The following is a 16567-nucleotide window of genomic DNA, read 5'->3' on the forward strand; positions in this document are numbered from 1 at the left end:
GCTCCTCAACCGGCGGCTTCACCTGCCCAGCCCGTGGCACCAGCACCCTCCCAGCCACAAGCTACAAGCAACTCACCCCAAAGTCAGCGGCATTGCGCCTAGTCCTGCGGTACGACCCGGATGCAGCCTGCGGGACGACGCGCGCGGAGCCCGGCCCGGCCTAACGTGGGCCGGTGTTTCGACTGATCGACGGCCTGTCGCGCCGGCTGCGGCGCCATCCCCGGCTGACGGACGCGCTGGTGATGGCGCTGGTGGGGCTGCCTCCGCTGATCCGGGAGCAGGACGGCTGGCGGCCGGTGTGGGTGCAGATCGCGGTGAGCGCGGCGCTGGTGCTGCCGCTGTGGTGGCGCCGCCGCGCGCCCGTCGCGGTGGCCGCTGCCGTCACCGCCGCTTTCTGGACGCAATACGTGGCCTCGGTCTGGGGGCGGGAGCCGGGGCCCGGGGTGCTCGCCGTGGCCGCCGTTCTGTACGTGCTGGCGGTGCGGGGACTGCGCCGCGCCGCAGTGGCGACGGCGGTGTGCGTCGCCGCGTGCGTGCTGCTGTGGACGCCGCAGTGGCTCGCCTCCACCGGCCCGGCCGGGGCCGGCCCCAACCCGTGGGTGACGCCGGTGACGGTGTCGTTGTGGCCGGCGGGGGCGTGGATGTGCGGTGCGTACGTGCGGCAGCGGCGGGCGTTCCTCGCCGAGTCCGCGCGCCGCGTGGTGGCCGAGGAACGGGCTCGGATGGCCCGCGAGATCCACGACGTGCTGGCGCACAGCGTCAGCGTGATGGTGCTCAACGCCGAGGGCGGCAGACTGGCCCGGCACACCGACCCCGAGGCGGTGGACCGCACGCTGCACACCATCAGCACGACCGGCCGGGACGCCCTCACCGAACTGCGCCGGCTGCTGGGCATGCTGCGGGAGCCGGCGGAAGAGGACGGGACGGAATCGGATGCGCACACATCCTCATACCGGCAGATATCTTCCACCCCACGTGCGGACCTCGGTGGTCTGCGGACCTTGGTCGACCGCTTTCCCGGTGCGGCCGATCTCGACCTGTGCGGGGATCCGCGGGAGCTGCCGCCCGGGCTGACCGCGCAGGCGTACCGGATCGTGCAGGAGTCGCTGACCAACGTCGCCAAGCACGCCTCGCCGGACGCCACGGCCCGCGTCCGGGTCGACGTCGGCACCCCGGGCCCCGGCCGCCGCGTCCGCATCCGTGTCGACAACTCCGCGGGCAGCGTCCCCACCCGGGTGCCCGCCCTGCCGTCGGCCGGCCATGGCCTGGCCGGCATGCGGGAACGGGCCGCGCTGTACGGCGGCACGGTGGACGCCGGCCGGACGGACGACGGCGGCTACCGCGTGGACGCGACCCTGTGGCCGGTGTCCCCGTGAGCGACGCCCGTCCTCCGTACCGCGTCCTGCTCTGCGACGACCAGGAGCTGATCCGTATGGGGCTGCGGATGGTGATCGACAGCCAGCCCGACCTGAGCGTCGTCGGCGAGGCCGCGGACGGGGACACGGCGGTGGCCCGCAGCGCCGAGCTGGAGCCGGACCTGGTCCTGATGGACGTACGGATGCCGGGCGTCGACGGCCTGGCGGCGACCCGGCGCATCCTCGCGCAACCCGCCGCCCCGAAGATCCTCGTCGTGACGACCTTCGACGTCGACGAGTACGCCTACGGTGCCCTGCGGGCGGGCGCGAGCGGCTTCCTGGTCAAGGACGCGGTCGGCGAGGAGATCCTGGTGACCGTCCGGGCGGTGCTGCGGGGCGAGGTGATGATGGCGCCCTCGGTGGTGCGCCGGCTCGTGGAACGCTTCGTGCTGCCCGCGGCCCCGCCCGAGCAGAAGGGCCGGCTGGAGCGGCTGACCGAGCGCGAGCGGGACGTCCTGGCGCTGGTGGCGCGGGGGCTGAGCAACGGGGAGATAGCCGAGCGGCTCCACCTGGGCGAGACCACGGTCAAGACCCATCTGGGCCGTGTGCTGGGCAAGTTGGAGCTGCGCGACCGGGTGCAGGCCGTGGTGTTCGCCTATGAGAGCGGGCTGGTGCGGGTGGGGGCATGACGTCCGCTGCTTCGGCCGTGACGTTCCGCTACTTCAGCAGCCGTGACATCCTGCGGTCCGCGAGCGGTCTCCCCCCGGTCTGGCAGGTGGGGCAGTACTGGAGGGAGGAGTCGCTGAAGGAGACCTCGCGGATGGTGTCGCCGCACACCGGGCAGGGTTCGCCGGTGCGGCCGTGCACCCGCAGGCCGCTCTTCTTCTCGGCCTTCAGCCGGCCGGCCGCGACGCCGCGCGAGCGTTCCACCGCCTCCGTCAGAGTGGTGCGCAGGGCCTCGTAAAGGCGGGTGGTCTCCTCGGGCGTGAGGCTCGCGGCGACTTTGAACGGGGACATCTTGGCCGCGTGCAGGATCTCGTCGCTGTAGGCGTTGCCCACCCCGGCGATCAGGCTCTGGTCGCGCAGGGCGCCCTTGAGCCGGCGTCTCTCGTCCTTCAGCAGCCCGGCGAAGGTCCGCTCGTCGAAGTCGTCGGCGAGCGGGTCGGGGCCGAGGCGGGCGAGGCCCGGGACCTGCTGGGGATCCTGGACGACGTACACCGCGAGGCGTTTCTGTGTGCCGGCCTCCGTGAGGTCGAAACCCTCGCCGGTCTCCAGGGCGACGCGCAGGGCGAGGGGGCCCTTGCCGGGGCGGGGCGGGCCGTCGGGAAGCCTGTCCTTCCACTGCAGCCAGCCCGCGCGGGCCAGATGGGTGACGAGATGCGGGCCCGAGTCGGTGACGAGGTCGAGGAACTTGCCGTACCGGCGCACGGCGGTGACCTCGCGGCCCTCGACGGCGGCAGGCGGCGGGTCGTACGTCTTCAGGACACTGATCGCGACGGGCAGCACACGCACGATCTCGTGCCCGACCAGGTGCTCGGTCAGGAAGTCCTTGAGCGCTTCCACCTCGGGGAGTTCCGGCATACGTCCAGAGTGCCACCCGGCACCGACAACGCCACGCGGGTTCAGTCCCGTCCCGGCACGACGAACTCGCACCACACGCACTTGCCGCCGCCGCGCGCCTCCACCCCCCACGCGTCCGTGAGCAGGTCGACCAGCATCAGCCCGCGCCCGGAGACCCCCGACTCGCCCGCCTCGCGACGGCGCGGCAGGGCGCTGGAGGAGTCCTCCACCTCGACGCGAAGCCGCCGGTCGCCGCCGGTGAGGACCCTGAGGGTGACGATCGCCGCGCCCTCGGTGTGCATCAGCGCGTTGGTGACCAGTTCGTCGGCGACCAGTTCGACCTCGTCGGCGCGGTCCTCGGCGCCCCAGGCGCGGACCGCGGCCCTGATCATGTGCCTGGCCTGGGTGAGGGCCTCGGGGTCACCGGGTGCCACGTGCTGCTGGAGCCGGCCGCCCGACTGCTGGGTGTCCAGTCCGCGGCGGCGCAGCAGGAGCAGGGCCACGTCGTCGTCGCCCCCACGTGCCTCGGCGATGTCGATGAGGCGGTCGGCGAGATCGCGGACGTCGTCGGGGCCGGTGGCGATCAGGGCGGTCAGGGTCCGCATGCCGTCGTCGAGGTCGGCGCCGGGCTTTTCGACCAGGCCGTCGGTGCACAGCACGAGGGTGTTGCCGGGATCGAGTTCGAGGGTGCCGACGGGGTATTCGAGGCTGCGGAACTCGGCGGACAGGCCGAGCGGCAGCCCGCCCTCGACGGGGATGCGGCGGCAGACGCCGTCGGCCTCCCGGATCAGCGGGTCGATGTGCCCGGCCCGCACCACCTGTACCACCCCGGTCGACAGGTCGGCCTCGGCGTACAGACAGGTCGCGAAGCGGTCGGTGTCGAGTTCGTGCAGGAAGACCGAGGCGCGGGCCATGACGGTCGCCGGGGTGTGGCCCTCGGCGGCGTAGGCGCGCAGCACGATGCGCAGCTGGCCCATGACGGCCGCGGCGTGCGTGTCGTGGCCCTGGACGTCGCCGATGACCGCCCCGACCCGGCCGCCGGGCAGCGGGATCAGGTCGTACCAGTCGCCGCCGATGTCCCGGGCGAGGGAGCCCGCCGCGGTGCCGGCGCGGTAGCGGACGGCCACGTCGGCGCCGCGCACGCTGGGGATGGTGCGCGGCAGCATGGCCTGCTGGAGACCGGAGGCGAGGTCCTTCTCCTGCTCGTAGAACATGGCCCGCTGCAGGCTCTGCGCGATGCTGCTGCCGAGGGCGACCAGCACGTTGCGTTCGTCGGGCGAGAAGCCGCGCCGGTCGCTGTACAGCAGGCCCATGGCGCCGATCGGGCGGGCCTGGACGATCAGCGGCAGATAGGCCGCCGAAGTGATGTTCAGGTCGGTGATGTGCGGCCACAGGATGGGAAAGCCCTTGGCGAACTCCTCGGGCGACTCGATGAAGCGGGGGGTGAGGGTGCGCACGACCTCGCTCATCGGGTAGGGCTCGTCGATACCGGTGACGAGGGTGCCGGGTACGAAGCTGCCCTCGGGACCCTCGGCGATCAGCCGGATCCGGCCGGCCTCGACCAGGCCCATGACGAGGCTGGTCGCGCCGAGGTGGGTCAGTCCGTGGGTGTCCTTGAGGACGTCGATGACGTCCTGGACGGTGCGGGCGTGGGCGAGGGCGGCCGTGGTGAGCTGGACGACGTTGGTCTGCCGACGCCGGGCCTCGTCCAGGGCGGCCTGCTCCTGCCGGGACGCGCTCTCGATCAGCTCCTGGGTGGCGTCCCGGACGATGCCGATGATCCGGCGCGGGCGGCCGGTCTCGTCGCGCCGGATGTAGCCCTGGGTGTGGGTCCAGCGCAGGCTGCCGTCACGGCGGCGGACGCGGAAGTAGGCGCCGTAGTTCTCGCTGCCGTCCTTCATGGCCTGGGTGACGGCGGTGTCGAGGCGGTAGGCCTCGGACGGCGGGACCCGGAGGGCGAGGCTCGCGGGGTTGCCGTCGTACTCGTCGGGGCGCAGGTCGAAGACCTCGTGGGCCTGGGCGTCCATGTGGAACAGGCCGCTGTCCAGGTCCCAATCGAAACTGCCCATCTGGTTGAGCGCCAGAATCGGGTCCGGATGGGCGGGCCAGTCGTCCGGGAGTGACAGGGCGCTCGCTCCCCGATCAACCATGGGGCCACCTTGCCAGGGTTTGCCTGATTCTTCGACCGGGAGGCACCGGATTGTTGCGTCGATTGCCCGTCCCGCGGTCGCGGAGGACCGCTCAGCCGTCGAAGACGTCCGTGGGACTGTCGAAGACGGTGGTCGTCAGGCCGGGCGTCGGCGGCGGGGTGGCCGTCGCCGGCGGGACGTCGGCCGGCGCGGCCGCGGTGGCGTCGGGTTCGCCGGCGTCCGAGCCGGCGGGCGGTGTCGGCATCGTCGCCGGGGTCTGCCCGGCCGGTGGCGGTATGACGTGGTCGTGGCGCACGTCGTGGCTGATGGGGCGTTCGATCCAGGTGCCGTGGACGACGTCGATGATCGTGACGGTGGTGATCACCTGGGGTGCCGGGGTCACCACGATCACCTGGCCGGGCCGGAAGCCGGACCAGGAGCGGCCCTCGGTGCCGAAGCGGCCCCGTTCGGGGAGGGCCGGAGCGAGGGGGTTGCCGCCGGCGCACCGTACGCGCGGTACGCCCCGGTCGTCGACGAGGACGGCGGTGCCGGCCTGGAGCACGGACTGGTAGTCCGTCGTCCGGCCGTGGCGGAAGCCGTGGTCGGTGACCCGGGTGTCGGCGCGCAGCACGACCGGCGCGAGGCCGCGCAGGAAGTCCGGGACGGACGCCTCGGTGACGCCCTCGGCCCGGGCGAAGGCGCGGGTTTTGGCCGGGTCGGAGGTCAGGTAGGCGATCTGCCGGTTCACATCGCAGCTGCCGACGCGCGCGGTCCCGGCGTACAGCCCGGGGGTGCTGCCCGAAGGGGCCCGCGCGCTCGGGGCGCCCACCGCCCGCACCGCACGGGCGGTGGCGGACGGGGTGGGCGTCGTGGTGGCCGTGGACGGGGTGAACGGGTCCGGTCCCTGGCCAGCGGCCGGCAGCAGAAAGACCTCACCGCTCGACCTGGTTTCCGTCCCGCCGCTGCCGGCGCAGCCGACGGCGATGAGCGCCGCGGAGAGCGCGCAGGCGGTGGCGAGGGTTCCGGTGACTGTCCGCACCTCGTCCTCCAGCCTCAAAGCAGGCAATTCGTCACTATTGTCTGCTTGACTCCCTTGGGTTACGCAAGCGGAGGAGGGTTACACGGAGAGTGACATAGGGTTCGGCGCGACAATGAGGTGAGGAGCGCACGGCCGTGGACTGGTTCACCGCACCCGAGTACTGGATGAGCCGGCTGGTCTTCCAGCGGGCCCTGGCCGGCGTGTACCTGGTGGCGTTCCTGACGGCGGCCCTGCAGTTCCGCGCGCTGATGGGCGAGCGCGGCATGCTGCCGGTCCCCCGGTTCGTGCAGCGGGTGCGTTTCCGGCAGGCCCCCAGCATCTTCCACCTCCACTACTCGGACCGCTTCTTCGCGGTCTGCGCGTGGACGGGCTGCGCGGTCTCGGTGGCGCTGCTCGCCGGGCTGGACTCCTACGTCCCGCTCTGGGCCGGGATGCTTCTGTGGCTGATCCCCTGGGCCCTGTATCTGTCGATCGTCAACGTCGGTCAGACCTGGTACGCGTTCGGCTGGGAGTCCTTGCTGCTGGAGGTGGGGTTCCTGGCGGTCTTCCTCGGCAACGACGAGGTGGCCCCGCCGGTCGTCGTCCTGTTCCTCCTGCGCTGGATCCTCTTCCGTGTCGAGTTCGGCGCGGGGCTGATCAAGATGCGCGGTGACGCGTGCTGGCGGAAGCTGACATGCCTGGACCACCACCACGAGACCCAGCCGATGCCGGGCCCGCTGAGCTGGTTCTTCCACCATCTGCCCAAGCCCGCGCACCGGGTTGAGGTGGCCGCGAACCATGTCACCCAACTCGCGGTGCCCATCCTGCTGTTCACACCCCAGCCGATCGCCACGGCCGCCGCGTCCCTGATGATCGTCACCCAGCTGTGGCTGGTCCTGTCGGGCAATTTCTCCTGGCTGAACTGGATCACCATCGTCCTGGCCGGCTCCGCGTTGCGGCTCCCCGAGGACGCGCCGTCCACGCTCCCGGCCACCCCACTCTGGTACGAGGTCCTGGTGCTGGCCGTCGCCGTCCTCCTCGCGGGGCTGAGCTACCACCCCGTCCGCAACATGATCTCCCGCCGCCAGATCATGAACCGCTCCTTCGACCCGCTCCATCTGGTCAACACCTACGGGGCGTTCGGGAGTGTCAGCCGGATCCGGTACGAGGTGGTGATCGAGGGAACCGACGACGACGTGCCGCGGGAGGACTCGGACTGGCGGGAGTACGAGTTCAAGGGCAAGCCGGGCGATCCACAGCGCTGGCCCCGCCAGTTCGCGCCCTATCATCTGCGCCTGGACTGGCTGATGTGGTTCGCCGCGCTGTCGCCCGGGTACGCCGGCTCCTGGTTCGGCGCCCTGGTGGAACGGCTCCTGGAGAACGACCGCGACACCCTGCGTCTCCTGCGCCGCTCCCCGTTCCCGGCCGACGCCCCGCCCCGCTACATCCGCGCCCGCCTTTTCCGCTACCGGTACACGAGCTGGCGGGAGCTACGGGCGACGGGGGCGTGCTGGGAGCGGAGCTACGTACGGGAGTATCTGCCGCCCACCCGGTTGACGGGGGCGGCGCAGCGGACGTAGCGATGGTCTAGAGGCCGTAGACGCGGGCGGCCGTGGTCTCGAAGAGCTGGGTGTGTTCAGTGGGGGACGTCAACTGGCGGGCTGCGTCGATGACCTGTCCGTAGGTCGCTCGCTCCGTGCACACCGGCCAGTCCGAGCCGAACATCAGGCGGTCCGGGCCGAAGGCCTCCAGGGCCGTCTCGGCGTACGGGCGGAGGTCGTCGGTGGTCCAGCCGGCGGGGTTCGCCTCCGTGACCAGGCCGGAGAGTTTGGCGACGGTGTTGGGTCGGGCGGCGAGGGCGTGCAGGTCGGTGGACCAGGGAGTGAGGGTGCCCGGGGCGATCGGGGGCTTGCCCAAGTGGTCGAGGACGAAGGTGAGGTCGGGGAGGTCCGCGGCCGCCTTGGCGCAGGACGGGAGTTGGTGGGGCAGGACGACCAGGTCGTAGACCAGGCCCGCGGCGGCCACGGCCGCGAGACCCCGTCGTACGTCCGGGCGCAGCAGCCATTCGGGGTCCGGCTCGCCCTGGACCTGGTGGCGGATGCCCCTGAGGTACGAGCCGCCGGGAAGTTCTCGCAGCCGGGCCAGTTCGTCGGCGATGTCGGGACGGGTGAGGTCGGTCCAGCCGACCACACCGGCGATGAGGTCGTGCGCGGCGGCCAGCTCCAGGAACTCAGGTGTCTCCTCCGGCACGGTGACCGTCTGGACCAGGACCGTGCGCTCGACCCCGGCGGCCCGCGCCTCGGGTTCGAGGTCGGCGACCGTGAACGTCCGCCGCAGCGGGCTGCCCTCGGGGATCCAGTCCTGATCGCGGACCGCCAGGTCCCAGACGTGGTGGTGGGCGTCCACCGTCATGGCAGCTCCCAGACGACGGGCAGCCCCGCCTCCGCGCCCTCGGCGGAGTAGTCGTGCACCACGTCCAGCAGCTCCGCCATCCGGGCCTGCCAGGTGATGTTGACCGGGAGCTTCTCCAGCTCGGCGAGGAGGCGGCCGTAGTCCTCGCACTCCAGGACGTGGAAGAGATCGGTGCCGCTGCGCCAGATCGTCCAGGAGGTGGCGCCGGCCGCGCGGATGGCGTCCGTGAGCTCCCTGGGGACCTCGCGGTGGGCGGCCTCGTACTCGGCGACGCGGTCCGCGCGGACCTTGGTGTGCAGGGCGACTCTCATGACGGTTCCTCGGTCCTCAGGAGACCGGTCTCCCGCAGCTCCTGCCAGAAGGCGGGGGGCACCGGTGTCGCGAACTGGTCGGCGCAGTCGTGGACCTCCGCCGCCGAACGGGCTCCGACCAGCACGCTCGTGACGGCCGGGTGCGCCATGCAGAAGGCCAGGGCGGCGGCCCGCAGGGTGATGCCGTGCCGCTGGGCGACCTCCTGCATGCGCAGGGCCCGCTCCAGCAACTCGGGCGGCACCGCGGCGTAGTTGTAGGTCGCGCCCGGCTTCGGATCGGCCAGCAGGCCCGAGTTGAAGGCTCCGCCGATCACCACCGAGACGCCTCGGGCGACGGCCGCGGGGAGGAACTCCGTGAGCGCGCTCTGGTCGAGCAGGGTGTAGCGGCCGGCGCACAGCACCACGTCGACGTCGGTCTCGCGGACGAAACGGGTGAGCATCTCGGCCTGGTTCATCCCCGCGCCGATCGCGCCGACCACGCCTTCCGAGCGGAGCTTCTCCAGCGCGGGATACGCCTCGCGGAAGGCCTGTTCGGCGTGGTCGTCCGGGTCGTGGAGGTAGACGATGTCGACGCGGTCGACGCCGAGCCGTTCCAGGCTGGCGTCGAGGGTGCGGCGGATGCCGTCCGCGGTGAAGTCCCACACCCGGCGGTGGGTGGCGGGGACGGCGAAGCCCTGCGCGAGGTCGTCCCCGCCGTCGGACGAGGGCTCAAGGCGGCGGCCGACCTTGGTGGAGAGCGTGTACTGCTCACGGGGGTGCTCGCACAGGACCGCGCCGAGGCGGCGTTCGGACACGCCGAGCCCGTAGTGGGGTGCGGTGTCGTAGTAGCGGATGCCGCGCTGCCAGGCGGCGGAGACGGCCTCGTGCGCCTGTTCGTCGGTGACCTCGGTGTAGAGGCCGGCGATGCCGGCCGCTCCGAAACCGAGTCCATGGGGCATGCTCACTGGCCCACCGGCCTCAGGCGCAGTCCCTGCATGCCGCCGTCGACGGCCAGGGAGGTGCCGGTGGTGGCTCCGGAGAGGGGGCCGGCCAAGTAGGCGATGGCGCCCGCGACCTCTGCGGCGGAGACCAGGCGGCCGGTGGGCTGGCGGGCCTCCAGGGCGGCGCGTTCGGCGGCCGGGTCGGAGGCCTTGTCCAGCAGGCGGCCGACCCAGGGGGTGTCGGCCGTACCGGGGTTGACGCAGTTGACGCGGATGCCCTCGCGGACGTGGTCGGCGGCCATGGCGAGGGTCAGCGAGTACACGGCGCCCTTGGTCGCGCTGTAGAGCGCGCGCTGCGGCAGGCCGGCCGTGGCGGCGATGGAGCAGGTGTTGACGATCGCCGCGTGCCGCGATTGGCGCAGATGCGGCAGCGCGGCACGGGTCACGCGCACCATGCCGACCACGTTGACGTCCAGGACCCGGTGCCACTCGGCGTCGTCGTTGTCCTCGACGGTGCCCTGGGCGCCGATTCCCGCGTTGTTGACCACCACATCGAGACCGCCGAGCTCGGCGACCGCGGCGGCCACCGCCTCTCGTACGGAGGTGTCGTCGGTGACGTCCGCCCGGAAGCCGAGCAGCGGTTTCTCCACCGGGGACGGGTCGAGGTCGAGGACGGCGACCTGCGCGCCGCGGGCGGCGAGGAGTTCGGCCGTGGCCCGTCCGATGCCGGAGGCTCCACCGGTGACCAGGGCCTTCAGCCCCTCGAAGTCGGTCATGCCGCATGTCCCTTCTTCTCGTCGAGGTCGGCGACCCAGAAGTCGCCGTCGGGGAAGGTGTACCGCGCGATCGACTCGGGACGCATGGCGGCCGAGAAGCCGGGCGCGGCGGGGGCCTGGTAGTGGCCCTCGCGGATCACCACCGGGTCGAGGAAGTGGTCGTGCAGATGGTCGACGTACTCGATGACCCGGTTCTCGGTGGTGCCGGTGACCGCCACGTAGTCGAACATCGACAGGTGCTGGACGAGTTCGCACAGGCCGACGCCGCCGGCGTGCGGGCAGACCGGGACGCCGAACTTGGCGGCGAGCAGCAGGATGGCGAGGTTCTCGTTGACGCCGCCGACGCGGGCCGCGTCGATCTGGACGACGTCGAGGGCACCGGCCTGCAGCAGCTGCTTGAAGACGATCCGGTTCTGCACGTGCTCGCCGGTGGCCACCTTGACCGGGGCGACGGCCTCGCGGATCGCGGCGTGGCCGAGGACGTCGTCGGGGCTGGTGGGCTCCTCGATCCAGTACGGGTCGAACTCGGCCAGCGCCTTGGTCCAGCGGATCGCCTCCGCCACGTCCCAACGCTGGTTGGCGTCGATGGCCATGCGGATGTCCGGTCCGACGACCGAGCGGGCGACCCGGCAGCGGCGGATGTCGTCCTCGAGGTCGGCGCCGACCTTCAGCTTGATCTGGGTGAAGCCGTCGGCGACGGCCTGGGCGGCGAGCCGGGTGAGCTTCTCGTCGCTGTAGCCGAGCCAGCCGGCGGAGGTGGTGTAGCCGGGGTAGCCGCGCTCCAGCAGCCGGGCGGTGCGCTCCTCGGCGCCCGGCCTGCCCCGGCGAAGGATCTCCAGCGCCTCCGCGGGGGTGAGGGCGTCGGTGAGGTACCGGAAGTCGATCTGCCCGACCAGCCACTCGGGGTCGGCCTCGGCGAGCAGCCGCCACAGGGGCTTGTCGGCGCGCTTGGCGGCGAGGTCCCACACGGCGTTGGTGACCGCGCCGATCGCCATGTGCATCACGCCCTTCTCGGGCCCGAGCCAGCGCAGTTGGCTGTCCCCGATCAGGTCGCGGTGGACCGAGCCCGGGTCGGCGCACAGTTCGTCGACGGACCGTCCGACCACGTGGTGGCGCAGCGCGTGGATCGCGGCGACCTGGACATCGTTGCCCCGCCCGATGGTGAAGGTGAAGCCGTGCCCCTCGGGACCGTCCTCGTCGTCGGTGCGCAGCACGACGTAGGCGGCCGAGTAGTCGGGGTCCGGGTTCATCGCGTCGGAGCCGTCCAGCTCGCGCGAGGTCGGGAACCGGATGTCGTAGGTGTCGACCGCGGTGATGCGGACGGGCGTCGGGGACACGGAGTGCCTTTCGGTCGGTGGCGGGGTCAGGGTGGGTCAGTCCTGGGCGCGGCCCGTCGTCACACGGGCGATCATGAGGGCGACCAGGATGATTCCGCCGTAGATGGCCTGGATCCAGAAGGACGGCACCTGGGCGAGGGTGAGCAGGTTCTGCACCACGCCCAGCAGGAGTACGCCGGTCAGCGCGCCGAACATGGTGCCCTTGCCGCCGTCGAGGCTGATGCCGCCGATGACCGCCGCCGCGAACACGGTGAAGATCATGTTCTGGCCCTGGTTGGCGCTGATCGCGCCCACGTAACCCGTCTGCATGATCCCGCCGACCGAGGCGAGGACACCCGCGACCACGTACACGCCGAGCATCACCCGATCGACGCGGATACCGGCCGCACGGGCCGCGTCCGCGTTGCCGCCGATGGCGTACAGGGCGCGTCCGACGCGGTGGTACTTCAGCACGAGCCCGGCGACGGCGAAGGCGACGGCCGCGAGCCACACCGACAGCGGCACGTTCAGGAAGGTGCTGGTGGCCAGGGTGTAGAAGCTGTCGGGCATGCCGAAGAGGGTCTTGCCCTTGGTGGCGCCGACCAGCAGTCCACGCAGCACGATCAGCATCGCGAGCGTCACGATGAACGCGTTCAGCTTGAACTTGACGACCAGGACGCCGTTGAAGGCGCCGACGGCCGCGCCCACCACGAGGATCGCCAGCAGGGCGAGCCCGGCGGGGAGTTCGGTGCCCCAGCCGGAGGCCGCGGACGGCAGCACGAGCAGGGCGCCGACGGCGGGCGCGATGCCGACCACCGATTCCAGGGAGAGGTCGAACTTGCCGGTGATCAGGACGAGCGACTCGGCGAGCACGACCATCGCGAGGGCGGCCGAGGCGCCCAGGATGGAGATCAGGTTCCGCTCGGTGAGGAACGCGTCGTTGACGACCGCGCCCAGCACCATCAGCAGCAACAGGGCGGGGACGAGGGCGAGTTCGCGGGCCCGGCGCAGCAGTACCGTCTTGGCCGACCGCGCGACGGGGGCGCTCAGCGGTGCGAGCGGCTCGGCCGCCTTGGTGTCAGCCATGGTCAACTCCTTCGATGGAGGCGATCAGCTCGTGGTCGCGCCAGCCCGCCGGGTGCTCGGCGACGACACGGCCGTGGAAGAGGACGAGGACGCGGTCGCAGCGCCGGAGGTCGTCGAGTTCGTCGGAGACGACGAGGACGGCGGTGCCGTCCTCGCGGGCGCCGTCCACGCGGGCGAGCAGTGACTCCTTCGACTTCACGTCGACGCCCGCGGTGGGGTTGATGAGGACCAGCAGCCTGGGGTCGGAGGCGAGGGCGCGGGCCATGACGACCTTCTGCGCGTTGCCGCCGGACAGGGCGGAGACCGGCTGCTCGGGGCCCTCGGCGTGGATGTCGAGGCGGTCGATCAGCTCGGCGGCGAAGCCGCGTTTGCGGTCGGTGCCGATGAAGCCGAAGCGGCCGAGCCGGTCCAGGACGGTCATGGTGGAGTTGTCGCCGATGCTCATGCCGGCGACCAGGCCCTGTTCGTGCCGGTCGCGCGGCACGCAGCCGACGCCGGCCTCCAGAGCCGCCTGCACCGAGCCGAACTTCAGCCGTTCACCGTCGAGTTCGGCCGTACCACCGGTCGGGGTGCGCAGGCCCGCGAAGGCCTCCGCCAGCTCGATCTTGCCGCTGGCACTGGAGCCGGCGAGGCCGACGACCTCGCCGCGCCGGACGGTCAGGTCGACGTTCTGGTACGCCTCCGAGGTGAGCCCTCGTGCGTCGAGGAGGACGGGGGCCGCATCGTCGACGGCCCTTTCCCGCAGGCCCTGTTCGGCGATCACCTCGATGGACTCGCCCGCCATCGCCTCGACCAGGGCCGCCCTGGGCAGGTCGGCGACGGGGGCCGTGGTGATCCAGCGCGCGTCGCGCAGGACGGTGACGGTCTGGCAGACCTCGTACACCTCCTGCAGATGGTGGGAGATGAACAGGAAGGTGACGCCCGAGTCCTGCAGGCCGCGCATGCGGGCGAAGAGGCGCTCGATCTCACGGTTGTCCAGCTGGGCGGTCGGCTCGTCGAGGATGATGAAGCGGGCGCCGAAGCTCAACGCCCGGGCGATCTCCACCATTTGACGGTCCTCGACCTTGAGGTCGGCGGTGCGGGCCTCGGGGTCGACGCGGACGTCCCAAGTGTCGAGGAGCCGGGCGGCCTCGCCGCGGAGCCTGCGCCAGCTGATGAAGCCGCGCTGGAGTGGCTGGCGGTTGATGAAGAGGTTCTCGGCGACCGTCAACTCAGGTACGACGGTGGGGTGTTGGTAGACACAGGCGACCTTGCGGCGCCAGGCGTCGCGGTCGGTGAGCGCGGGCGCGGGCTCACCGTCGAAGCGGACCGCGCCCTCGTCGGGCGCCTCCAGTCCGGTGAGGACACGGACCAGGGTCGACTTGCCGGCGCCGTTGCGGCCGACGAGGGCGTGGGACTCGCCGGGCAGCACGGTGAGCCGGCCGTCGGCGAGGGCGGTGGTGGGGCCGTACCGCTTGACGATGTCGCGTGCCTCGACAAGCGGTACGGCCGGGCTGTCGGAAGCGCTCATTTGACCGTGTTGCCCCAGAGCTTGGGGTCGTCGACGTTGTCCTTGGTGACCAGTGGCGCGGGCAGCTGGTCCTCGAGGATGCCGCTCGGCAGCTTGACGATGGTCGAGTCGTGGTCCGTCGGGCCCGGCTTGAAGGACTTCCCCTCCATCGCCGCCTTGATGTAGTACATGCCGTACTTGGCGTAGGCGTCGGCGGGCTGGGAGACGGTCGCGTCGATCTCGCCCTTGCGGATGGCGTCGAACTCCTGCGGGATGCCGTCGTTGGAGACGATGACGATGTGGCCCTTCTGGCCCGCCGCCTTCAGCAGGTTCTTCGACTTCAGGGTCTGCAGGGTGGGCGCGAGGTAGACGCCGCCGGCCTGCATGTAGATGCCCTTGATGTCGGGGTTGGCGTTGAGCAGGGTGCCCAGCTGGGAGGCGGCCGTGTCGGACTCCCACTTGGCGGGGATCTCCAGGACCTTGAGCTTGGGGTACTTCGTCTTCACGCAGGTGCGGAAGGCCTGGGAGCGGTCGCGGCCGTTGACCGAGGCCAGGTCGCCCATGATCTGCACGACCTTGCCGCTGGTGACGTGCTGGCCGAGGTAGTCGCAGGCCTTGGTGCCGTAGGCGACGTTGTCGGCGCGCACCACCATGGCGACCTTGCCCTTGTCGGGCGCCACGTCGACGGCGACGACCGGCACGCCCTTGCGCTCCGCCTGGTCGAGGCCGGCCTCGATGGCGGCGCTGTCGAGCGGGGCCACGACGAGGCCCTTGACGCCCTGGTTGAGCTGGTTGTTGATGTCGGTGATCTGCTGCGAGGGGTCGCTGTTGGAGTTGACCGTCTTCAGCGCGTCGACGCCTTCGGACTTGGCCATCTTCGGCACGTAGTCGTTGTACGACTGCCAGAACGGCGAGGTCAGCAGGGGCAGGATCACCCCGACCTTGCCGGTCCCGCCGCCTCCGGCGCTGCCGGAGCCGGTGTCCTTGGTGCTGCCGCAGGCGGCGAGTAGGAGAGAGGCGCCGACGACCGCAGCCATCGCGCCGACGATCCGTGGCCTGTACTGCTTGCGCGCTGTCGTGCCGGGCATGTGGGCGGCTCCTCGTTGAGCGGGTTCGAGCAGATGCCCGCATATTTATCAGACCACTTCCGGGAAACAACACCCTCCGACGGGATTTTTTCGCCTCTCCTGACGGTATTGGTCCGACCACCCCCGGGGTTAGACTGCGGCGCACCGGCGACAGGAGGAACGGCGTGGACGAGACCGCCCCACAGAAGGGCACGGTGACGCAGCGCGCCATCGAGCGGATCAAGGCGATGATCGCCGAGGGCCGCCTGGAACCCGGCCAGCGCCTGCCGACCGAACGCGACCTCGCCTCCCAACTGGGCATGTCCCGCAGCTCGATGCGGGAGGCAATCCGCGCGCTGACGGTCCTGGGCGTCCTGGAGGCCCGGCACGGTTCGGGCATCTACGTGACGCAGCTGGAGGCCGGGGATCTGCTGGAGACGTTCGGTGTCGTGGCCGATCTCTCGCGCGGGCCGCGGCTGGTGGAGCTGCTGGAGGTGCGGCGCATCCTGGAGTCGACGGCTACCTCGCTGGCGGCGGCCCGGATCACGCCGGACCAGCTGGCCGAGGTCGAGAAGCATCTCACCGCGATGAACGCCACCGACGACCCCGAGGAGATCCTCGCCCACGACCTCGCCTTCCACCGCGAGATCGCCATGGCCGCCGGCAACGACACCATGGCCGCGATCCTGGAGGGCCTGTCGTCGCGGACCTTCCGCGCCCGCGTGTGGCGCGGCTACCAGGAGGAGGGCGCCTTCGCCCGCACCCGCCGCGAACACTCGGCGATCCACCGCGCCCTGGTCGCCCACGACCCCGAGGCGGCCCGCGCTGCGGCGGCCGCCCACGTGGGCGAGGTGGAACAGTGGCTACGGAGCCAACTCGGGGAGTAGCGGAACGGCGGCCGGCCGGGGCGGGGGAAGGGATCGGCGGCTGGCGGCAGCCCCGGGAGTGACGAGGTGGAGGGAAGCTCCGGGAGAAGCGGAGCCGCGGTTGACAGCAGCCGCGCGAGAAGCGGCAACCACGGCTGACGGCAGCCCCGGAGAGAGGCGAAGCCGAGGGAAGCTCCGGGAGAAGCGGAGCCGCGGTCGACAGCAGCCGCGCCAGGAGCGGCAACCACGGCTGACAGCAGCC

15 protein-coding genes are annotated in these 16567 nt (G+C 71.6%); 4 read left to right on the forward strand and 11 right to left on the reverse strand.

The annotated features are described in order from the left end of the window. Positions 1 to 173: 173 nt before the first annotated feature. Together ABZ453_RS24225 and ABZ453_RS24230 are read left to right on the forward strand one after the other, a co-directional pair. The gene (locus ABZ453_RS24225) at positions 174 to 1376 is read left to right on the forward strand and encodes a histidine kinase (RefSeq protein WP_359017578.1); all 1203 of its coding nucleotides are present in this window, start codon (positions 174 to 176) and stop codon (positions 1374 to 1376) included. Continuing rightward, positions 1373 to 2044 (forward strand): response regulator transcription factor, encoded by a 672-nt coding sequence (locus ABZ453_RS24230; RefSeq protein WP_359017580.1) that lies wholly within the window; start codon positions 1373 to 1375, stop codon positions 2042 to 2044. The genes ABZ453_RS24225 and ABZ453_RS24230 overlap by 4 nt, the downstream gene beginning before the upstream one ends. Positions 2045 to 2072: 28 nt before the next feature. Here ABZ453_RS24230 and ABZ453_RS24235 read toward each other — a convergent pair whose 3' ends face one another. The 3 genes from ABZ453_RS24235 to ABZ453_RS24245 form a co-directional block, all read right to left on the reverse strand. Beyond that, positions 2073 to 2936: a DNA-formamidopyrimidine glycosylase family protein gene (locus ABZ453_RS24235; protein WP_359017582.1), complete on the reverse strand. Its 864-nt coding sequence runs from the start codon at positions 2934 to 2936 to the stop codon at positions 2073 to 2075. Positions 2937 to 2977: 41 nt separating this feature from the next. Then, positions 2978 to 5065 (reverse strand): SpoIIE family protein phosphatase, encoded by a 2088-nt coding sequence (locus tag ABZ453_RS24240; protein WP_359017584.1) that lies wholly within the window; start codon positions 5063 to 5065, stop codon positions 2978 to 2980. Positions 5066 to 5156: 91 nt separating this feature from the next. Further along, positions 5157 to 6110 carry a DUF6777 domain-containing protein gene (locus ABZ453_RS24245; protein ID WP_359017586.1) on the reverse strand — a complete coding sequence of 318 codons (954 nt, stop codon included), beginning with the start codon at positions 6108 to 6110 and terminating at the stop codon, positions 5157 to 5159. Between the two features lie 107 nt (positions 6111 to 6217). On the opposite strand from ABZ453_RS24245, the gene ABZ453_RS24250 reads away from it, so the two are divergent. Beyond that, positions 6218 to 7642 (forward strand): lipase maturation factor family protein, encoded by a 1425-nt coding sequence (locus ABZ453_RS24250; protein ID WP_359017588.1) that lies wholly within the window; start codon positions 6218 to 6220, stop codon positions 7640 to 7642. Positions 7643 to 7649: 7 nt separating this feature from the next. Here the strand turns inward: ABZ453_RS24250 and ABZ453_RS24255 are convergent, their stop codons facing one another. The 8 genes from ABZ453_RS24255 to ABZ453_RS24290 are packed head-to-tail and all read right to left on the reverse strand — an operon-like array spanning position 7650 to position 15460. After that, complete coding sequence (locus tag ABZ453_RS24255) at positions 7650 to 8474, reverse strand: amidohydrolase family protein (RefSeq protein WP_359017590.1); 825 nt, start codon at positions 8472 to 8474, stop codon at positions 7650 to 7652. Continuing rightward, a complete protein-coding gene (locus tag ABZ453_RS24260; protein ID WP_359017592.1) occupies positions 8471 to 8785 on the reverse strand; it encodes an L-rhamnose mutarotase in 315 nt (104 codons plus the stop codon). The genes ABZ453_RS24255 and ABZ453_RS24260 overlap by 4 nt, the downstream gene beginning before the upstream one ends. Continuing rightward, a complete protein-coding gene (locus tag ABZ453_RS24265; protein ID WP_359017786.1) occupies positions 8782 to 9723 on the reverse strand; it encodes an aldo/keto reductase in 942 nt (313 codons plus the stop codon). The genes ABZ453_RS24260 and ABZ453_RS24265 overlap by 4 nt, the downstream gene beginning before the upstream one ends. A 2-nt stretch (positions 9724 to 9725) precedes the next feature. Continuing rightward, positions 9726 to 10481, reverse strand: coding sequence for an SDR family oxidoreductase (locus ABZ453_RS24270; protein ID WP_359017594.1), 756 nt, complete (start codon positions 10479 to 10481; stop codon positions 9726 to 9728). Next, positions 10478 to 11818 (reverse strand): L-fuconate dehydratase, encoded by a 1341-nt coding sequence (locus ABZ453_RS24275; RefSeq protein ID WP_359017596.1) that lies wholly within the window; start codon positions 11816 to 11818, stop codon positions 10478 to 10480. Before ABZ453_RS24275 ends, ABZ453_RS24270 begins: the two co-directional genes overlap by 4 nt. Positions 11819 to 11854: 36 nt before the next feature. Further along, positions 11855 to 12883, reverse strand: coding sequence for an ABC transporter permease (locus ABZ453_RS24280; protein ID WP_133046562.1), 1029 nt, complete (start codon positions 12881 to 12883; stop codon positions 11855 to 11857). Next, the gene (locus tag ABZ453_RS24285; protein WP_359017599.1) at positions 12876 to 14393 is read right to left on the reverse strand and encodes a sugar ABC transporter ATP-binding protein; all 1518 of its coding nucleotides are present in this window, start codon (positions 14391 to 14393) and stop codon (positions 12876 to 12878) included. Before ABZ453_RS24285 ends, ABZ453_RS24280 begins: the two co-directional genes overlap by 8 nt. Continuing rightward, positions 14390 to 15460, reverse strand: a complete 1071-nt coding sequence (locus ABZ453_RS24290; protein WP_359017601.1) for a sugar ABC transporter substrate-binding protein — start codon at positions 15458 to 15460, stop codon at positions 14390 to 14392. The genes ABZ453_RS24285 and ABZ453_RS24290 overlap by 4 nt, the downstream gene beginning before the upstream one ends. Positions 15461 to 15624: 164 nt before the next feature. Between ABZ453_RS24290 and ABZ453_RS24295 the strand changes: the two genes are divergently transcribed. Further along, on the forward strand, positions 15625 to 16326 hold the full coding sequence (locus ABZ453_RS24295) for a FadR/GntR family transcriptional regulator (protein ID WP_359017603.1): 702 nt from the start codon (positions 15625 to 15627) through the stop codon (positions 16324 to 16326). The last annotated feature ends 241 nt before the right edge of the window (positions 16327 to 16567 follow it).

The organism is Streptomyces sp. NPDC005799 (genome assembly GCF_040630525.1).
Lineage (GTDB): Bacteria > Actinomycetota > Actinomycetes > Streptomycetales > Streptomycetaceae > Streptomyces > Streptomyces griseorubiginosus_B.

Excerpts from the sequence above, each read along its gene's own strand:
- ABZ453_RS24255 (WP_359017590.1), bottom strand. The coding sequence starts at position 8,474 with ATGACGGTGGACGCCCACCACCACGTCTGGGACCTGGCGGTCCGCGAT.
- ABZ453_RS24270 (WP_359017594.1), bottom strand. The coding sequence starts at position 10,481 with ATGACCGACTTCGAGGGGCTGAAGGCCCTGGTCACCGGTGGAGCCTCC.
- ABZ453_RS24235 (WP_359017582.1), bottom strand. The coding sequence starts at position 2,936 with ATGCCGGAACTCCCCGAGGTGGAAGCGCTCAAGGACTTCCTGACCGAG.
- ABZ453_RS24240 (WP_359017584.1), bottom strand. The coding sequence starts at position 5,065 with ATGGTTGATCGGGGAGCGAGCGCCCTGTCACTCCCGGACGACTGGCCC.
- ABZ453_RS24260 (WP_359017592.1), bottom strand. The coding sequence starts at position 8,785 with ATGAGAGTCGCCCTGCACACCAAGGTCCGCGCGGACCGCGTCGCCGAG.
- ABZ453_RS24280 (WP_133046562.1), bottom strand. The coding sequence starts at position 12,883 with ATGGCTGACACCAAGGCGGCCGAGCCGCTCGCACCGCTGAGCGCCCCC.
- ABZ453_RS24290 (WP_359017601.1), bottom strand. The coding sequence starts at position 15,460 with ATGCCCGGCACGACAGCGCGCAAGCAGTACAGGCCACGGATCGTCGGC.
- ABZ453_RS24285 (WP_359017599.1), bottom strand. The coding sequence starts at position 14,393 with ATGAGCGCTTCCGACAGCCCGGCCGTACCGCTTGTCGAGGCACGCGAC.
- ABZ453_RS24265 (WP_359017786.1), bottom strand. The coding sequence starts at position 9,723 with ATGCCCCATGGACTCGGTTTCGGAGCGGCCGGCATCGCCGGCCTCTAC.